This is a genomic window from Methylobacterium sp. Leaf89 (assembly GCF_001422215.1).
GTDB lineage: Bacteria > Pseudomonadota > Alphaproteobacteria > Rhizobiales > Beijerinckiaceae > Methylobacterium.
Genome location: NZ_LMML01000004.1, coordinates 229,865 through 245,528, shown reverse-complemented (window position 1 = coordinate 245,528; position 15,664 = coordinate 229,865). Strand labels below are relative to the sequence as shown.

Annotated in this window: 15 protein-coding genes; 3 read left to right on the top strand and 12 right to left on the bottom strand. The window is 71.6% G+C overall.

Going from position 1 to position 15,664, the window contains the following annotated elements; translation table 11 throughout:
- The first annotated feature begins 435 nt into the window (after positions 1–435).
- Complete coding sequence (locus ASF18_RS02510) at positions 436–1,632, top strand: FAD-dependent monooxygenase (RefSeq protein ID WP_056349098.1); 1,197 nt, start codon at positions 436–438, stop codon at positions 1,630–1,632.
- 87 nt (positions 1,633–1,719) lie between these two features.
- On the opposite strand, the gene ASF18_RS02505 is transcribed toward ASF18_RS02510, so the two are convergent.
- The 6 genes from ASF18_RS02505 to ASF18_RS02480 are packed head-to-tail and all read right to left on the bottom strand — an operon-like array spanning position 1,720 to position 8,103.
- Positions 1,720–2,676, bottom strand: a complete 957-nt coding sequence (locus ASF18_RS02505; RefSeq protein ID WP_056349096.1) for an acetamidase/formamidase family protein — start codon at positions 2,674–2,676, stop codon at positions 1,720–1,722.
- A gap of 23 nt (positions 2,677–2,699) precedes the next feature.
- Complete coding sequence (urtE, locus tag ASF18_RS02500) at positions 2,700–3,428, bottom strand: urea ABC transporter ATP-binding subunit UrtE (RefSeq protein ID WP_056349093.1); 729 nt, start codon at positions 3,426–3,428, stop codon at positions 2,700–2,702.
- Positions 3,425–4,135, bottom strand: coding sequence for an ATP-binding cassette domain-containing protein (locus ASF18_RS02495; protein WP_082486973.1), 711 nt, complete (start codon positions 4,133–4,135; stop codon positions 3,425–3,427). The genes urtE and ASF18_RS02495 overlap by 4 nt, the downstream gene beginning before the upstream one ends.
- Positions 4,132–5,247: an urea ABC transporter permease subunit UrtC gene (gene urtC / locus ASF18_RS02490; RefSeq protein WP_082486971.1), complete on the bottom strand. Its 1,116-nt coding sequence runs from the start codon at positions 5,245–5,247 to the stop codon at positions 4,132–4,134. Before urtC ends, ASF18_RS02495 begins: the two co-directional genes overlap by 4 nt.
- Entirely contained in the window at positions 5,244–6,884 is a 1,641-nt protein-coding gene (gene urtB / locus ASF18_RS02485) for an urea ABC transporter permease subunit UrtB (RefSeq protein ID WP_056349090.1), read from the bottom strand. The genes urtC and urtB overlap by 4 nt, the downstream gene beginning before the upstream one ends.
- Positions 6,877–8,103: a transporter substrate-binding protein gene (locus ASF18_RS02480; protein ID WP_056349087.1), complete on the bottom strand. Its 1,227-nt coding sequence runs from the start codon at positions 8,101–8,103 to the stop codon at positions 6,877–6,879. The genes urtB and ASF18_RS02480 overlap by 8 nt, the downstream gene beginning before the upstream one ends.
- 250 nt (positions 8,104–8,353) lie before the next feature.
- Here ASF18_RS02480 and ASF18_RS02475 point away from each other — a divergent pair, with 250 nt between their 5' ends.
- On the top strand, positions 8,354–8,725 hold the full coding sequence (locus ASF18_RS02475; RefSeq protein ID WP_056215731.1) for a transposase: 372 nt from the start codon (positions 8,354–8,356) through the stop codon (positions 8,723–8,725).
- A 262-nt stretch (positions 8,726–8,987) separates the two neighbouring features.
- Complete coding sequence (locus ASF18_RS23455) at positions 8,988–9,143, top strand: hypothetical protein (protein WP_156649577.1); 156 nt, start codon at positions 8,988–8,990, stop codon at positions 9,141–9,143.
- A gap of 138 nt (positions 9,144–9,281) precedes the next feature.
- On the opposite strand, the gene ASF18_RS02470 is transcribed toward ASF18_RS23455, so the two are convergent.
- The 6 genes from ASF18_RS02470 to ASF18_RS02450 form a co-directional block, all read right to left on the bottom strand.
- On the bottom strand, positions 9,282–10,217 hold the full coding sequence (locus tag ASF18_RS02470; protein ID WP_056349084.1) for an ABC transporter permease: 936 nt from the start codon (positions 10,215–10,217) through the stop codon (positions 9,282–9,284).
- Entirely contained in the window at positions 10,210–11,331 is a 1,122-nt protein-coding gene (locus ASF18_RS02465) for an ABC transporter permease (RefSeq protein WP_156649575.1), read from the bottom strand. Before ASF18_RS02465 ends, ASF18_RS02470 begins: the two co-directional genes overlap by 8 nt.
- Positions 11,332–11,341: 10 nt before the next feature.
- Positions 11,342–12,856 carry an ABC transporter ATP-binding protein gene (locus tag ASF18_RS02460; protein ID WP_244472538.1) on the bottom strand — a complete coding sequence of 505 codons (1,515 nt, stop codon included), beginning with the start codon at positions 12,854–12,856 and terminating at the stop codon, positions 11,342–11,344.
- 62 nt (positions 12,857–12,918) lie between these two features.
- Entirely contained in the window at positions 12,919–14,004 is a 1,086-nt protein-coding gene (locus ASF18_RS02455) for a BMP family ABC transporter substrate-binding protein (protein WP_056215646.1), read from the bottom strand.
- A 139-nt stretch (positions 14,005–14,143) separates the two neighbouring features.
- The gene (locus ASF18_RS23450) at positions 14,144–14,293 is read right to left on the bottom strand and encodes a hypothetical protein (protein WP_156649573.1); all 150 of its coding nucleotides are present in this window, start codon (positions 14,291–14,293) and stop codon (positions 14,144–14,146) included.
- An 86-nt stretch (positions 14,294–14,379) separates the two neighbouring features.
- A complete protein-coding gene (locus ASF18_RS02450) occupies positions 14,380–15,060 on the bottom strand; it encodes an isochorismatase family cysteine hydrolase (protein WP_056215638.1) in 681 nt (226 codons plus the stop codon).
- Between the last annotated feature and the right edge of the window lie 604 nt (positions 15,061–15,664).

The following is a 15,664-nucleotide window of genomic DNA, read 5'->3' as shown; positions in this document are numbered from 1 at the left end:
CCGCCGATCCGACGGTCCGCTGACCGGCGGGCGGAGCGGAGGGCGCGGCGGCCGCTGAGGTCGCGTTCCGCGCCGGCACCGGTTTCTTCCCGCACCGTCATGCCCCCGGGGTTCCATGCCGCCGGGGTTCCATGCCCCCGGGGTTCCGTGCCGCGCTTCGCTCGACCGCCACCCGGTTCCCGGCCGCGTATCCCACCGCACCGGCCATTGAGGCACGCGACGCAAGGCCCGATACGGAACCGAGAGGCGCTCCGACCCAGACGACGCCCATCGCCGAACGACCGCGTTCGAGACGCCCCGGTTTGGCCACCCACGGCGGGGTCGGGACCCGCCGGTCCGCTCGATGACCGGATGGCTGGACGTGCCCTGGTCCGCTGCCAGACGGCGACGCATATAGGCGGAGGTCGCGGCCGTTTTCCGCGCCCGGAAGGATCCATGACCCATCGTATCCTGGTCACCGGCGCCAGCGTTGCCGGTTCAGCCCTCGCCTGGTGGCTCGCGCGCCTGGGAAACGAGGTCACGGTGGTGGAGCGCGCGCCCGCGTTCCGGGACGGGGGTCAGAACATCGACGTGCGTGGCGTCGGCCGCGCGGTGTTGCGCCGGATGGGACTGGACGAGACCGCCCTCGAACAGGGCACGGGAGAAACGGGGACGGCTTGGGTCGACGGCGACGGCCGGATCGTCGCGACGTTCATGACCGACGACCTCGGCGGCGACGGGCCGACGGCCGAGATGGAGATCCTCCGCGGGGACCTGGCGCGTCTCCTGTTCGACGCGGCGCGGGACACCGTAAGCGTCCGTTTCGGCGACAGCATCACGGGCCTCCACGAGGACGGCGACGCCGCGACCGTGACGTTCGCCAGCGGCCTCACGGAGCGGTACGACGCCGTCGTGGTCGCGGAGGGCGTGGGCTCGGCGACGCGCGAACTCGCCTTCCCCGGGGAGAACGACCCGCGCTGGATGGATCTGACCATCGCCTACTTCACCGTTCCGCGGGTCGCCGACGATGATCGGCTGTGGCGCTGGTACAATGCGCCCGGGGGCCGGAGCGTGTCGCTGCGCCCCGACCGGAAAGGCACCACGCGGGCGATGCTGTCCCTCCAGCAGCAGCCCGCGGGCGAGCAGGCCTGGGATGTCGGCCGACAAAAGGCCTTCCTGCATGAGCGGTTCGCCGATGCCGGCTGGCAGGCCCGGCGCGTCCTGGCGGGCCTGGACACCACCGAGGACTTCTACTTCGATGTCCTGCGGCAAGTGCGAATGCCGCGTTGGTCGAAGGGCCGCATCGCCCTGACGGGGGACGCCGCTTGGTGCGCCACGCCGCTCGCCGGCATCGGCACCACCCTGGCCATCACCGGCGCCTTCGTCCTCGCCCAGGAGCTGTCGCGGACCTCCGATGTCCGGGCCGGCTTGGCCGCCTACGAGCGGGCCATGCGTCCGATGGTCGAGGCGGGCCAGGGCGTTCCGAAGATCGCGCCCCGGCTGGCGAACCCGCAGAGCCGGCTCGGGATCCGGCTGCTCCATGGCGCCCTGCGCGTGGCCAGCACGCGCTGGGTTCGTCGGGCTTCGGGAACGCTGTTCGCGCGTCCTCCGAAGGCGCCCGATCTCTCGGCGTACGACCGTCCGGTGCGTTGAGGCCCCAACCGGACGGTCCCATTCCAGCCCGCGCCTCCGGTGTCTGGCGGCCGAGGCAGGGCCGCCTTCGGGACGCGCGCTTCGACGTCAGAGCGCGCGCTTCGGCTTCAGAGCGCGCTTCGGCATCAGCATGTGCACGCCCTTGTTGCCGTCCACCGTCTGGGTGATGCGCAGGTTCCCGGCCAGCGAGCAGAGCATGTAGGCCTGGTTGCGGGTCAGGTCCGTGCGGTCGCAGACGTGGCGCACCATCTCCCGCACGGCCTGGCGCATCGCCTCGTCCAGGCTCTCGTGCAGGCCGATCGACATCAGGTCCGTGGGCGTCTCGGCGAAGGGCCACGCGTAGCCGAGATCCTTGCGCACGGTGAGGCGGACCGTGCCGGTGAGGCCGGTCTCCAGGGCCGTGATGCAGACCTCGCCGTCGCCCTGCACGCCGTGTCCGTCGCCCGCGTAGAAGCCGGCGCCCGGGTTATAGACCGGCAGGTACAGGGTGGTGCCGACCCGGAGCTCCTTGTTATCCATGTTCCCGCCGAACCCGCGCGGGACCGGGGTTCCGACCCGCCCCCAGGCGGCGGGGGGCGCCGTGCCCATGATGCCGAAGAACGGATCGAGGGGGAGTTCCGTGCCCCAGGGCAGCACGGCGACGCCGCGGGCGAGGTCGATGTCGGGGTGGATGGTCTCGTAGTCGGTGAACTCGTCCGGCAGGGTGCCGAGGAGCGGCAGGATCGCCACGAAGCCCCAGTCCATGCGGACCTTCAGGTCCAGGATGTCGACCTGGAGCACGTCGCCGGGCTCGGCACCGCGCACGTGGACGGGTCCGGTGACGAAGTGGGGGCCGGGCCCCTGCGCCAGGGTGTCGAGGGCGAGCCGGTAATCCGCGGGCACGCGGGCGGGATCGGGATGAAGCGATTCCCGTCCGCCGGCCGGGAACGAGTGCAGCGTCACGGTATCGCCGGAGGCCACCTCCAGCACGGGGGGCAGGGTGGCGTCGAAGTAGCCCAGCACCATGCTCTCGGGGGTCGCGGGAATCTCGTGATGCATCGACATGCGGGCTCCTGGGTCGGGGGGGGTCAGACGGCGATGTGCCGGGAAACGGCGTCGTGGTTCAGGTCCTGGCGCAGGCCCTGCTCCACCACGGCGCCGCGGGAGAGAACCACGAAGGTGTCGGCGAGGCGGATCGCGAAGGCGAGGTACTGCTCCACCAGGACGACGGTGATGCGGCCCTGGAGCCCCGCGATCACGGCCTCGATGGCGGCGACGATCGAGGGCTGGATGCCCTCGGTCGGTTCGTCGAGGAGCAGGATGCGGGGCCGCGTCGCCAGGGCCCGGGCCATGGCGAGCTGCTGCTGCTGGCCGCCGGAGAGGTTGCCGCCCGGGCGGTGCCAGAGCTCGCGCAGGGCCGGGAACAGCGCGACGGCCTCGTCGACGGCGCCGCTCCGATCCAGGCCGTGCGCCCGGGCGGCGACCCGGAGGTTCTCCGCGACGCTGAGGTCGGCGAAGATCTCCCGGCCCTGCGGCACGAGGGCGAGGCCGGAGCGCGCCCGCCGGTCGGGGGACCACCGCGTGAGGTCCACGCCATCGAGGGCGACCGTCCCCCGCGTCGCCGGGATCAGGCCGGCGAGGCAGCGCAGCAGGGTGGTCTTGCCGGCCCCGTTGCGGCCGAGCACGGCAAGGCAGGTGCCGGGCGCGACATGGAATCCGACGGTCCGGAGCACCTGGGCGCTGCCGTAATGCTGGTCGAGCCCCGACACCGTCAGGCCGGCCGGAGGAGCGGGGGATGGGCTGAGGGCTGGCGTCATCGGCCGAGGAACACCTCGATTACGCGGGCATCGGCGCGGGCCCCCGCCATGGCGCCCTCGAACAGGGTCCGGCCCTCGTGCAGCACCGTGACCCGGTCGGCCACCGCCTCGACGAAGGCCATGTCGTGCTCGATCACCAGGATGGCCCGGTCGGGCCGGCGCAGGGCGCCGATGAGGTCGGCGGTGCGCGCGGTCTCGTCGTCGGACAGCCCCGCCACCGGCTCGTCGAGGAGGAGGACCCGGGGTTCGGAGGCCAGCACCATGCCGATCTCGAGCCATTGCTTCTCGCCGTGGGCGAGGGCGCCGGCCGGCACGGCGGCGCGCGCTTCGAGGCCGGTCTCCGCCAGGGCCCGGGCGAGGCGGGCCGGCCGCTCCCGCGCCGGACAATCGGGGCCACAGCCGAGGGCGAGGTTCTCGCGCACCGTCAGGGCCGGGAAGACGCTGGGCTTCTGGAACTTGCGGCGCACCCCCGCCCGGGCGATCTCGGCCTCCGACGCTCGGGTCAGGTCGCACCCGTCGCCGAGGCGGATGCGCCCGGAACGCGGGCGGGTGATCCCCGTGATCGCATCGAGCAGCGTGGTCTTGCCGGCCCCGTTGGGGCCGATCACCGCGCGGACCTCGCCCGGATCGACCGCGAGGGAGAGGCCGTCCAGGGCCCGGAAGGCGCCGAACACGACCGTGAGGCTGTCGATGACGAGGGCGCTCACGGCCGCGATCCCGCGCGCCGGAGCCAGGTCGGCGTCAGCCGGAGCGCGGCGAGGTCGAGGAGGCCGTTGGGCAACCCGAGGACCACCACGAGGACGAGGCCGGAGAGGATGAAGGGCCAAGCCTCCGGCATCGCCGCGCTGAGCCAGAACTTGAGGGCGTTGACCGCCACCGCGCCGATCACGGCGCCCCCGAGCCGGCCAAGCCCGCCGATGGCGACCCAGACCGCGATCTCGATGGAGAGGTCGGGGCTGAGCACCCGTGGATTGATGATGCCGACCTGGGGCACGTAGAGGAGGCCGGCCAGCGCCGCGATGACGGCCGAGAGGCACCAGATCCCGAGCTTGAGGCGCGTGGTGCCGTAGCCGAGGGTGCGCAGCCGCGCCTCGTCGTCCCGGCAGGCCAGCATGCGGCGCCCCAGCGGGCTCGCCACCAGGACCCGCGCCCCGACGAGCACGGCCGCGAGGCACAGGAGCGTCGCGACGGCGAGACCGGTGACGACCCCGGGCGCGCCCATGGGCCAGCCGAACAGCCGCGAGAACCCCGTCATGCCGTTGTTGCCGCCCAGACCGGTATCGTTGCGAAACATCAGCAGCATGGCGACGTAGACCAGGGCCTGGCTGATGATCGAGAAGTAGACGCCGTTCACCCGCGAGCGGAACGAGGCGAGACCGAACACGAAGGCGACGGCCGCCGCCAGTCCCAGCGCCAGGGCGAGGGCGTAGGGCGCGCTGGTCAGCCCGGTCCAGTAGACCGGCAGGCTCTTCCAGCCCATGAACTGCATCAGGTCCGGTGGGGTGCCCGTGACCGCGTAGGCATGGGCCAGGAGGTGCATCGCGCAGACGTAGCCGCCGATGGCGAAAAACAGTCCGTGCCCGAGGCTGAGGATGCCGAGATAGCCCCAGACGAGGTCGAGGGAGACGGCGAGGATCGCGAAGGCTGCCAGTTGCCCGACCAGGTTGACGAGGTAGGGGGCGGGCTGGAGCAGCACGAGGGCGAGGGCCGTCGCCAGGACGAGGCCGACGAGGCCCGCGAGCAGCGGGTCGCCCCCGAGGCTCGGGCCGAGCCGTCGGGCCGCCGGCACGCCGGGCGACAGGTCGAGGGCGCCGCTCATCGCCGACGCCGCACGGCGAACAGGCCCTCGGGGCGGCGCTGCAGGAACAGGATGATGCCGGCGAGCACGATGACCTTGGCGGCCACGGCCCCGTAGAGCGGCTCGATGAGGACGTTGGCGCCCCCGATGCCCAGCGCCGCGACCAGGGTGCCCACCACGGTGCCGACGCCGCCGAGCACCACCACCATGAAGCTGTCGACGATGAAGGTGGCGCCCATCCCGGGATTCACGCTGTAGATCGGGCAGAGGGCCACGCCGGCGAGGCCGGCGAGCCCCGAGCCGAAGCCGAAGGCGAGCCGGTCGACCCGCCGGGTGCGGATGCCGAGGCAGGCGGCCATGTCGCGGTTCTGCGTCACCGCGCGGATGTCCAGCCCGAGCGGCGTCCGCTTCAGGATGACGAGGGTCAGCACCAGGGTGACGGCCGCGAAGGCGATGGCGAACAGGCGGTTCCAGGTGACCACGAAGTCGGCATAGAGGGGCACGCCGCCGCTGACGTAGGGCGGCATCGCGAATTGCAGATTCTGCGATCCCACCGCGACCCGGATCCCGTTGATGAGGAGCAGACTCACCGCCCAGGTGGCGAGCAGGCTCATCAGCGGGCGCCGGTAGAGGTGGCGCAGGATCAGGGCCTCGATGGCGATGCCGACCCCCGCCGCGGCCAGGAACGCGACGGGAATCGCGGCGAGGAGGTAGGCGTCGAGCCAGGCGGGCGGCGCGAGCCGCCGGAAGGCTTCCTGCACGCCGTAGGTCGCGTAGGCGCCGATCATGATGAACTCGCCCTGGGCGAGGTTGATGACGCCCATCAGCCCGAAGATGATCGCCAGGCCCGCCGCCGCCATGAACAGGATGCTGGCGAAGCTCAGGCCGTTGTAGAGCACCGCCAGACCGTCCCCGATCGACACCGCCCGCGCGACGCGGGCCAGGGCGGCATCGAGGGCGCCGCGAAAGGCGGGATCGCTGCCGTAGGCGGGATCGGCCTTGAGGGCGGACAGGCGGGAGAGGGCGGCGCCCGAGGGCGATTCCGAGACGGCCCGGATCGCCCCGAGGCGGCGCGCCGGATCGGCGGAGGACAGGGCGGCGGATTGCGCGAGCGCCGCGAGGCTTACCTTGAGGCCGGGATCCGTCTCGGCGGAGGCCGCGCGCAGGAGGAGGGCTTCCGGCACGCTGGTGATCCGGCGCTCCAGGGTGGCGAGGCCGGCCCGGCGTGCCGCGACGCCCGACCCGGTCAGCAGCGACGCCGCTCCGGAGGCGGTCTCCGCGAGGGCGCGCTGGCGCAGGCCGAGCACCGGCGCGCGGCCGCCCGCGACCGGGCGCACCGTCCCGGTGGCCGCGTCGCGGCCGTCGGCGGCACCGGCCCGGTCGAGGAGCAGGGCGGACCCGCCCAGGCAGGTCAGACGCCGGTCGAGGAGGGCGCGCAGGACCGTTCCGGCCCAGGCGACGTCGCCGGACTCCGCCTCCGCCGAGGCGTGCAGGATCCCCTCCACCGCCGTGCCCTGTGCCGCGCCGTCGCCGCAGAGGGCGGTGGTGAAGGCGCCCCGATCGAGGGGCGCTCCGGCCGCGAGGGCCGGCGACGCCACCAGGCTCGCGGCCCACAGCAGGAGGGCGACCAGGCCGAACCGTCCCGGACCCTCAACCATACGGGCTGAACGGCACGGGCTTGGGGGCATCGGGCGATTGCCAGAGGATGTCGAAGCCCTGCTTCTCGTTGACCGAGCCGATGAAGACGCCCCGGGCGACGTAGTTGTTCTCGCCGCCCATGGTCAGGGTGTAGCCGGACGGGTCGGCGAAGCGGAGGCCGGGGAAGGCCTTGCGCACCTCCGGGACGTCGAAGCTGCCGGCCTTGGCGGCGGCGAGCGCCCAGAGCTGGACGCTGTCATAGGCCGAGACCATGGGGTCGATGACCGTGTCGGCGCTGAAGGGCACGCCCTTGGCCTTCACGTAGGCCGCCCACTCGGACAGGAACGTCGTGTTCGCCTCGGCCTTGGCGGCCTGGAGATAGGCCCAGCAGTTGAGGTGGCCGACGAGGGGCGCGGTGTCGAGGCCCTCGAGGTCCGCCTCCACCATGTCGAGGCCGAGGATCGGCACGTCGGTGGCGCGGATGCCCTGATTGGCGAATTCGCGCAGGAAGTCGGGAATCGAGGAGCCGACCACGGTGAGGACCACGATGGGCTGGCCGCCGGGCTGGGCGGCGAAGCTGCGGATCTGGTTCACCAGGGTCTGGAAGTTGGAGAAGCCCAGGGGCACGTATTCCTCGCGCCACGCGGTCTCGGGCACGCCCTTGGAGGTCCAGTAGGCCTTGAGCTGCTTGTTGATGGTCCGCGGCCAGACGTAGTCCGAGCCGACCATGAAGAACCGCTTGGCCCCGACGCCCTCCGCACCCATGAGGTAATCGACCGCCGGCAGCACCGAGCTCGCCGGGGGCGAGTTCACGTAGACGACGTTCTTCGAGTTCTCATCGCCCTCGAAGTGGAGCGGATAGAACAGAAGCCCGTCATTCTGCTCGACCACCGGCAGCACGGACTTGCGGGAGACCGAGGTCCAGCAGCCGAACAGGGCGGCGACCTTCTCCTGCTGCAGCATCTGTCGGCCGATCTGCGCGTAGAGCGGCCAGTCGGAGGCGGGGTCCGAGGTCACCACCTCGATGCGACGCCCGTTGACGCCGCCCTTCGCGTTGAGGCCGTCGGCGGCCATCCGCACCACGTGGTTCAGGCGGCCCTCGATGTTCGCCATGGTGCCCGAGGACGAGAACAGGCAGCCGAGCTTGACCGTGTCGGCGGCCCAGGCCGGGCGGATGAGGGCCGGGGCGGACAGGGTCGCCGCCGTTCCCAGGAAGCCGCGTCTCGTGAATCCGACCATCGCTCTCGCCTCGTTCCGTGACCGGCGGATTGTCCGAGTTGAGCGTCCGGGGAGGAAGGCCAAATAGGCTGCAGAGCGGCTGCGGCTTGCGTAAAACCACGGCGTTCCGCCCACGACGCGTGCGCCGCTGCAGATCAAACGTCAAAATTCGCACGCCGCACCGCGCGGCACGTCTGTCCGCGCCCCTCGGCCAACGGTGCGTTTCTTGCTGGACCGCCTCCTCGGATACCGACTCGATTGGCTGATGCGCATGCGTCGATCCCGACATACCGATCAAGAGATCGCGTTCCTCCTGCGGGAGGCCGCGAATGGCACCGCCATCGCGGCCATCTGCACGGCCGCGCACGTCTCCGTCGGCACGTTCTACCGCTGGCGCCGACGCTTCGGCGGCCTGTCGCCGGCCGGCGTCACCCGCCTCGGGGACGTCGAGCGCGAGAACGCGCGCCTGCGGAGCGAGATCACCGCGTTGCGGCAGGCGCTCCGCGCATCGGCGTCGGCCGGGCGGGACCATGGCCCCCCGCCACGCGGGACCCCGATGCCCGGATCGGCCGTTCCGTCGACCGGCTTCCGGGGCGGCCACGCCTCGGTCGGACGCTATGCCGGCCTCAGGACCGCGACCTGACACCCGAACGACGGGAAACGGGGCCGGCTCTACCGGGCCGCGCCGATGCGGACGGCGATCGTGGCGCCCTCGAGGCGGACGGGATCGGTGGGCAGATCCCGCACGGGCCATCCCGGCGAGACGGCACCGCCCGGCCGGGGTGAACCAGGCCCGGTGGCGGGGGCAGAACAGGCGGCGGGCGGCGAAGACCCGGTCGGAGAAGGGGCTGCCATGCCCGACATCGACCCGCAGGCCGCCCTCCATCGCCGCCCGGATGATCGTGTTGGCGCCCTCGCCCATGGAAGAGGCCGCGCGCCAGGCCCACGACGCGCCCCTCGAACCGCTCGCGGGCCACGAGGGGGAGACCCTGATCCGGCTGATGACGACGATCACGGCAGCCCATCAGCCGCGGCCCGGCGGCGATGGCGTGGCGATCTGAGGCGGCGCACGACCGGCCCGTGTCGACCCGTCACCGTCCCGGACCGGCCTGTCCGGCGCCCCGGGGCCGCCACCCCGCGATCGCCGCGCGCTGGGCTCGGTCCCGGAAGGCCGGCCGGGTCGGAATCGGCGAGCCCTCTCAGCGGCGCTCCTCGCGCAGGTGGGCGACGCCGAGGGCCCGCGGCTCCAGGCTGCGGCCGTCCTGGCGCAGGCAGATCCAGATCATCACCGCGAGGGTGGCGAGGTAGGGCGTCATCAGGACGAGATATTGCGGCAGGGCGACGCCGATGGCGGCGATGCGGGGGATCAGCGCCTCGATGCCCCCGAACAGGAGGGCGCCCCCGAGCGCCCGCCAGGGCTGCCAGCGGGCGAAGATGACGAGGGCGACGGCGATCCAGCCGCGCCCGCCGCTCATGCCCTCGACCCAGATCTTGGCGACGCCCACCGAGAGATAGCCGCCCGCGAGGCCGACCAGCGCCGAGCCGAGGGCGATGGCCCCGTACCGGGTCAGGGCGACGCGGATGCCGGCGGCATCGGCCGCGTCGGGGCCGTCGCCGACGGCCCGCAGCCGCAGCCCGAACATCGTGCGGTCGAGGACGTAGGCGACGAGGGCGACGAGGGGCACCGTGGCGAAGACCAGGGGATCGTGCTGGAACAGGATCGGCCCCAGCACCGGGATGTCGGCGAGCGATCCCAGGGGAACGGTGTGCAGGCCGTCCACGGGCCGGCTGGTCCAGCCCGCGCGCGTCGCGATCACCCCCGTCATGCCCTGCGCCAGGAAGACCAGGGCGAGGCCGCCGATGACCTGGTTGACCCGCAGCGTCACCACGAGGAGCGCGTAGACCAGCGAGAGCGCCGCCGCCGCGAGCGCGGCCACGGTGAGCGCGAGGAGGGGGTAGTCCCCGACCCCGAGCAGAACGCCGATGCCGCTCATGGCGCCGATGAGCAGGAAGCCCTCCGCACCCAGGGAGAGCACGCCCGCTTTCTCGGTGATGATGAGCCCGAGCGCGGCCAGCGCATAGGGCAACGCGAAGGCCGGCACGTTGGCCAGCCAGTTGACGAGGAAATCAAACATCGGGGCGCCTTCCCGGCACCCACCGCACGCGGTGCCGCAAAAAGAAGTCGGAGGCGGCGACGCCGATCACGATCACCGCCTGGATGAGCTGCACCATCGCGCTGGGGATGCCGTAGAACACCTGCAGGCTCTGCCCGGCCACGTAGAGCACGCCGACCAGCACCGCGGTCACGAAGGTGGCGAGGGGATTGTTGCGGGCTAGGAACGCGATGAGGATGCCGGAGAAGCCGTAGCCGTTGAAGAACGACTGGGTCAGCCGGTACTCGACGCCCGCGCAGATGCTGAAGCCGGCCAAGCCCGCCAGCGCCCCCGAGAGCAGGGCGGCGGCCAGCATCACCCGCGTCATCGGCAGGCCCTGGCCTTCGCCGAGGCGCGGATTGGCTTCGGCCACCCGGGAGAGGAACCCGAAGCGGCTGACGTTCAGGAGCCACCAGCACAGGAGGGTGAGGAGGCCCGCCAGCGGCAGGGCCCAGGTCAGGTCCCCCCAGCCGAGACTGCCCAGCCGCTCGGCGAGGTCGTACTGCTTGGAATTGGGGAAGCTGCTCACCGGGTCCTGCCAGGGTCCGTAGAGCAGCTGCAGCAGCCCGTTGAACGCGACGTAGTTCAGCAGCAGCGTCGAGATGACCTCGTTCAGTCCGATGCGGATCTTCAGCACGGCCGGGATCAGGACCCAGGCCATCCCGGCCAGGGCCGCCGCCAGCATCATGAGGCCGAGCCGCACGGGGGCCGGCCCGACGTCGTGGATCGCGATCGCGGTGGCCGCGATGGCGCCCAGGATCATCTGCCCCTCGATGCCGATGTTCCAGAACCGGACGCGAAAGGCGACGGCCGCCGCGAGCCCGACGATGGCGAGGGGGCCCGCCTGGACCAGCACCGCCGCCAGGCTGCCCCGGCTGGTCACCATCGCGATCACGAATTCCTGGAGGAGATCCGAGAGGCCGACGCCGGAGGCGACCAGGATGGCGGTCGCGAGCCCCATCCCGACGACGAGGCCGCAGGCCAGGACCACGCCCTGATACCAGCGAGGGACGTGCTGCCGGATCTCGACCGTGATGCGGCCGCGCCCGGGCAGCCTGGGGCCCGGCCGCTGGGGGGCGGTGGACAGGAGGGGCATGGAACGAGCCTCAGGCATGGTGCACCATGGCGGCGCCGATGGCCTGCCGGTCGGCGGGCGCGTCGAACTCGCGAACGATCCGGCCCCGGCTCATCACGCCGATCCGGTCCGACATCAGCATCACCTCGTCGAGATCCTCGCTGATCAGGAGCACGCCCGCGCCCGCGTCGCGGGCCTCGCGCAGGCGCCGGTGGATGTCGGCCGTCGCCCGCACGTCGAGGCCGCGCGCCGGAGAGTGGGCGAGGACGACGCGGGGCCGGCCGGCGAATTCGCGGGCGATGACGAGCTTCTGCGCATTGCCGCCCGAAAGCAGGCCGGCCTTCTGGCGGGGGCTGCGGGCGCCCCGGATGTCGAAGGCCGCGATGGCGGCCTCGGTCGCGGCCCGGATCGCGGCGCGATCGACCCGCAGCCAGCCGCCGAAGCGCCCGGAGGCCAGGCCGCCCACCGCATAGTTCTCGGCGACCGAGAGGTCGCCGGCCAGGCCGTAGACCTGCCGGTCCGCCGGGATCGCGGCCAGTCCCCGCGCCCGGCGCAGCTTGGGACCGGCGCCGGTGACGTCGTCGCCCGCGAGCGCGATGCGCCCGGTCCCGGCGCGCCGGACCCCCATGAGGATCTCGGCGAGCTCGGTCTGACCGTTCCCGCCGACGCCGGCGAGGCCGTAGATCTCCCCCGCGCGGATCGTGAGGTTCAGGCCGTACAGGGTCTGCAGCCCGTCGGACCGGGTGCCCGCGAGACCCTCGACCGCGAGCACCGGGCCTTCGATCCGGGTGGCGGGGCAGTGCACCGGGTTCGCCGTGGCGCCGACCACCAGGGTGGTGAGCTCGGCCGCCGAGAGGCTCGCCGGATCGGCACTCGCCACGATGCGGCCGCCGCGCATCACGGTGACGCGGTCGGCATGGCGCTGCACCTCGCCGAGCTTGTGGGTGACGAGGACGACGGCCGCGCCCTGGCGCGCCAGGGCCCGCATGGTCGTGAGCAGCGCCTCCGCCTCGCGGTCGGTGAGCACGGCGGTGGGCTCGTCGAGGATGAGGATGCCGGCGCCGGCCACCAGCACCTTCAGGATCTCCACGCGCTGCTGCTCGGCCACCGACAGGCTGCCGACCGGCCGCCGGAGATCGACGGCGAAGCCCACCGCCTCGCTCTGCGCGCGGATCGCCGCCTCGACCTCGGCGAGACCGGCGCCGTAGCGGGCGGCCCCCTGCGCCAGCAGGATGTTCTCCACGGCGGTGAAGGCTTTGACGAGCTTGTAGTGCTGGTGGACCATGCCGATCCCGAGCCGCCGGGCCTCGACGGGGCCGGTCAACGCGACCTCGCGGCCCCGCACGCGGATGCGGCCCTGGTCGGGCCGGTAGAGCCCCGCCGCCACGTTCATCAGGGTGGATTTGCCGGCGCCGTTCTCGCCCAGCAGGGCGTGAACCTCGCCGGATTCCACCGCGAAATCGGCCTTGGCGAGCGCCTGGAAACCGTCGAAGGTCTTCGAGACGCCGAGGAGTTCGAGGGCCATGCCCATCGCTGCACCGTCCATGGGGTTGATCGGTCCGCCGGTCGCGGACGGGCGGCCGGGTGCGAGACCCGGCCGAAGCGCGGTCATTTCTGGGTGGTCACGCCCTTCACGAACCAGTCCATCTTCCAGAGGTCGGCATCGCTGAGGACCTGTCCGGCCGGCACCCGCAGCTTGCCGTCGCGATCGTCGAGGGGGCCGGCATAGATCTGCTTGCCCTCGATGATCGCCTTGCGCTCGGCCAGGATCTCCTTGACCGCCGCCGGAGGCACGGCCGCGCCGCAGCAGGCGATGTCGGTGCCCCCCTTGGCCATGCTCATGAAGGCCCCGTTGGGCGCCGGCACCCAGGTGCCGGCCATGATTTTCCGAATCTCGGGCACCAGGGCCTTGTCCCAGGTCCAGACCGAGGAGCAGATCGTCGCCTTGGGGGCGAATTCCCGCATGTCGCGGTGGTGGCCGGTGCCGTAGATCCCGCGCTCCTGCGCGACGATCTGGGTCGCGGGCGTGTCCACGTGCTGGCCGAGCACGTCGGCGCCCTGATCGACCAGGGCCTCGGCCGCGGCGCGCTCCTTCACCGGATCGTTCCAGATGCCGGTATAGACCACGTTGAGCGTGGCGTTGGGGTTCATCTTCCGGGCGCCGAGCTCGTAGGCGTTGATCGTCCAGTTCACGACGCCGAAGGGATTGGCCGCCACGAACCCGAGCTTGCCGGTCTTGGACACGGCGCCCGCGGCCATGCCGCAGAGATACTGGCTCTCGTAGGTGCGCCCGTAGACCGATTCGAGGTTCGGCCCGTTGGTGGTGCCCGACAGGTTGAGGAAGGCGACGTCGGGATACTTCTCGGACAGTTCCTTGAAGGTGTCGGAATAGCCGAAGGCGGTGCCGATGATGATGTTGTAGCCGCGCTTGATGAAGAGCTCGACCACGGGCCGGATCGCCGTGGCGTTCTCCTTCACCCCGTCCACCGCCGGGATCTTCATGTCCAGCGCCGCTTCCATCTTCACGCGGGCCTCATCGGCGGCCTGCGACCAGCCGCCGTCGTTCTTCTGCCCGAAGATCACCATGGCGACCTTGGGTTCGTCCTTCAGCTTGAAGGGCGCGGCCACGGCCGGCAGGGTGGGGAGGGCCGCGAGGCCTACGGCCAGCAGCGATTTCAGGAACGGTCGGATCATGGCGTCGAGTTCTCCGGGATGAGCGTCCGCAATCGGCGGGCACAGGGAAGGTCGTGCGCGCGCCGCCGTCTGCGTGGCGCGCGCGGGTGTGGTCACGGCACGGTGTCGATCCGCCGCGAGAAGGGAGGGGTGCGCGCGATCAGCGCTTCCGGAATGCCGTGCCCGGGCACGACGAGACGCTGCGGGTGCGGCAAGCCTGGTCGACCTGGGCGGCGACGGCGGCTTTGCCCTCCGGCGTACCCGAGCGGTAGGGGCTGAGATCGATGACGGGAACCTGAAGCAGAGGCATGGCGGCATCCAAAGTTTGACCACCTGGTCCGACATGCCATGGCAACGACCGTGCCAAGCCGGGCCCCGGCGCCACCGGCCGCGTCCTCACGCCGCCCGGACGCGCCAGGCCGCCAGGATCTCGGCGGCCTCCGTGACGAGGCCGAGATGCGTCGCGACGATGCGCAAGGCCGCGTCCTCCAGCGCCGCACTGGTGCCGGCCACGAGGTCGGCGGCCACCACGACGTGGTAGCCGAGGTTCGACGCATCGAAGGCGGAGTTGAGAACGCAGCAGTCGGTCAGGCAGCCGTCGAAGACAACCGTGCGGATGCCGAGGTTCCGCAGAAGAAAGTCGAGGTCTGTCGGGTAGAAGGCCGAGAGCCTCTTCTTGGTTTCGACGATCAGGTCGTCGTCCGTCACCTGGGTGACGAACGCGTTCCAGCGCGTCCCCTCGATCGCATGCTCGTCGGCGTTCGGGATTTCGCCCACATGCAGGGGGAAGACGAGGCGCCAGGCCGCCTTGAGGCCGTTGACGTCGTCGACTCCGCCCCGACGCAGCTTGCTCCGGACGTGGATGATCCGGATGCCGGCCGCCCGCGCGGAGTCGTGAAACGCATCGACCGCCGGCACGATGGCGCGGGCGCGCGGTGCCGGACAGGGGCAGGCGGGATCGTCGTCGAGATGGCCGCGGTGCAGGTCGATCGACACGATCGCCGTGGATTTCGGATCGAAATACGGAGCGAAGGCCGCTCCGAGATCCCGCATTTCGCCGTCGACGTAGCTTCGCATGGGTACCGCTCCCCGCTCCGGCACCGAAGGACCGGCGCCGTGTTCCGACACAGACTTTTCAAGCGATCCACACGGCCTTGAACGCGGGACCGTATGTCCGGGCATTGAGAGGAAGGGGCATGCACAGAGCCCCCCCGCCAAGCTCAGAAGCCCAGCAACACCGGAGACGAAGGGGTGAGCCTTTGGCTGCCCTCTCGCCGGATGCATCGATTTTTCTATCTGGACCCTTCTCGGCGTTTCGCGGCGCAAGGCCGGACGACGAGACGATGAACAAATCAGCTGAGTTATTTCTTGGACCCGAATATCGACATCCTATTGTCAGTTTAAGCAATATAAAAATTTGAATTGCTAGGGCAATAGGCAAACTGATGGACTAATAGGCAAGTCGTGCCGCAACGTCTTGCTGCAGCGGTCCGGTGACCGGACGCCAGGGGGCTCCCGGCCCGACGCCGTCGCGGCGCGCTCGGCAGGACTTCCCATCCCCTGGGAAACGGGACCGTCGAACCGCCACGGCCCGTGGTCCGCGTCCCGGCGTCTTGACGCGCTCCGGCGAAGTTCGTCACACCTGCCCGGCACGGAGCCCTCTGGATGACTGCCTCGCCCG

Coding starts and splice junctions, on each gene's coding strand:
- ASF18_RS02510 (WP_056349098.1), top strand. CDS start 436: ATGACCCATCGTATCCTGGTCACCGGCGCCAGCGTTGCCGGTTCAGCC.
- ASF18_RS02505 (WP_056349096.1), bottom strand. CDS start 2,676: ATGTCGATGCATCACGAGATTCCCGCGACCCCCGAGAGCATGGTGCTG.
- urtE (WP_056349093.1), bottom strand. CDS start 3,428: ATGACGCCAGCCCTCAGCCCATCCCCCGCTCCTCCGGCCGGCCTGACG.
- urtC (WP_082486971.1), bottom strand. CDS start 5,247: ATGAGCGGCGCCCTCGACCTGTCGCCCGGCGTGCCGGCGGCCCGACGG.
- urtB (WP_056349090.1), bottom strand. CDS start 6,884: ATGGTTGAGGGTCCGGGACGGTTCGGCCTGGTCGCCCTCCTGCTGTGG.
- ASF18_RS02480 (WP_056349087.1), bottom strand. CDS start 8,103: ATGGTCGGATTCACGAGACGCGGCTTCCTGGGAACGGCGGCGACCCTG.
- ASF18_RS02475 (WP_056215731.1), top strand. CDS start 8,354: ATGCGTCGATCCCGACATACCGATCAAGAGATCGCGTTCCTCCTGCGG.
- ASF18_RS02470 (WP_056349084.1), bottom strand. CDS start 10,217: ATGTTTGATTTCCTCGTCAACTGGCTGGCCAACGTGCCGGCCTTCGCG.
- ASF18_RS02465 (WP_156649575.1), bottom strand. CDS start 11,331: ATGCCCCTCCTGTCCACCGCCCCCCAGCGGCCGGGCCCCAGGCTGCCC.
- ASF18_RS02460 (WP_244472538.1), bottom strand. CDS start 12,856: ATGGACGGTGCAGCGATGGGCATGGCCCTCGAACTCCTCGGCGTCTCG.
- ASF18_RS02455 (WP_056215646.1), bottom strand. CDS start 14,004: ATGATCCGACCGTTCCTGAAATCGCTGCTGGCCGTAGGCCTCGCGGCC.
- ASF18_RS23450 (WP_156649573.1), bottom strand. CDS start 14,293: ATGCCTCTGCTTCAGGTTCCCGTCATCGATCTCAGCCCCTACCGCTCG.
- ASF18_RS02450 (WP_056215638.1), bottom strand. CDS start 15,060: ATGCGAAGCTACGTCGACGGCGAAATGCGGGATCTCGGAGCGGCCTTC.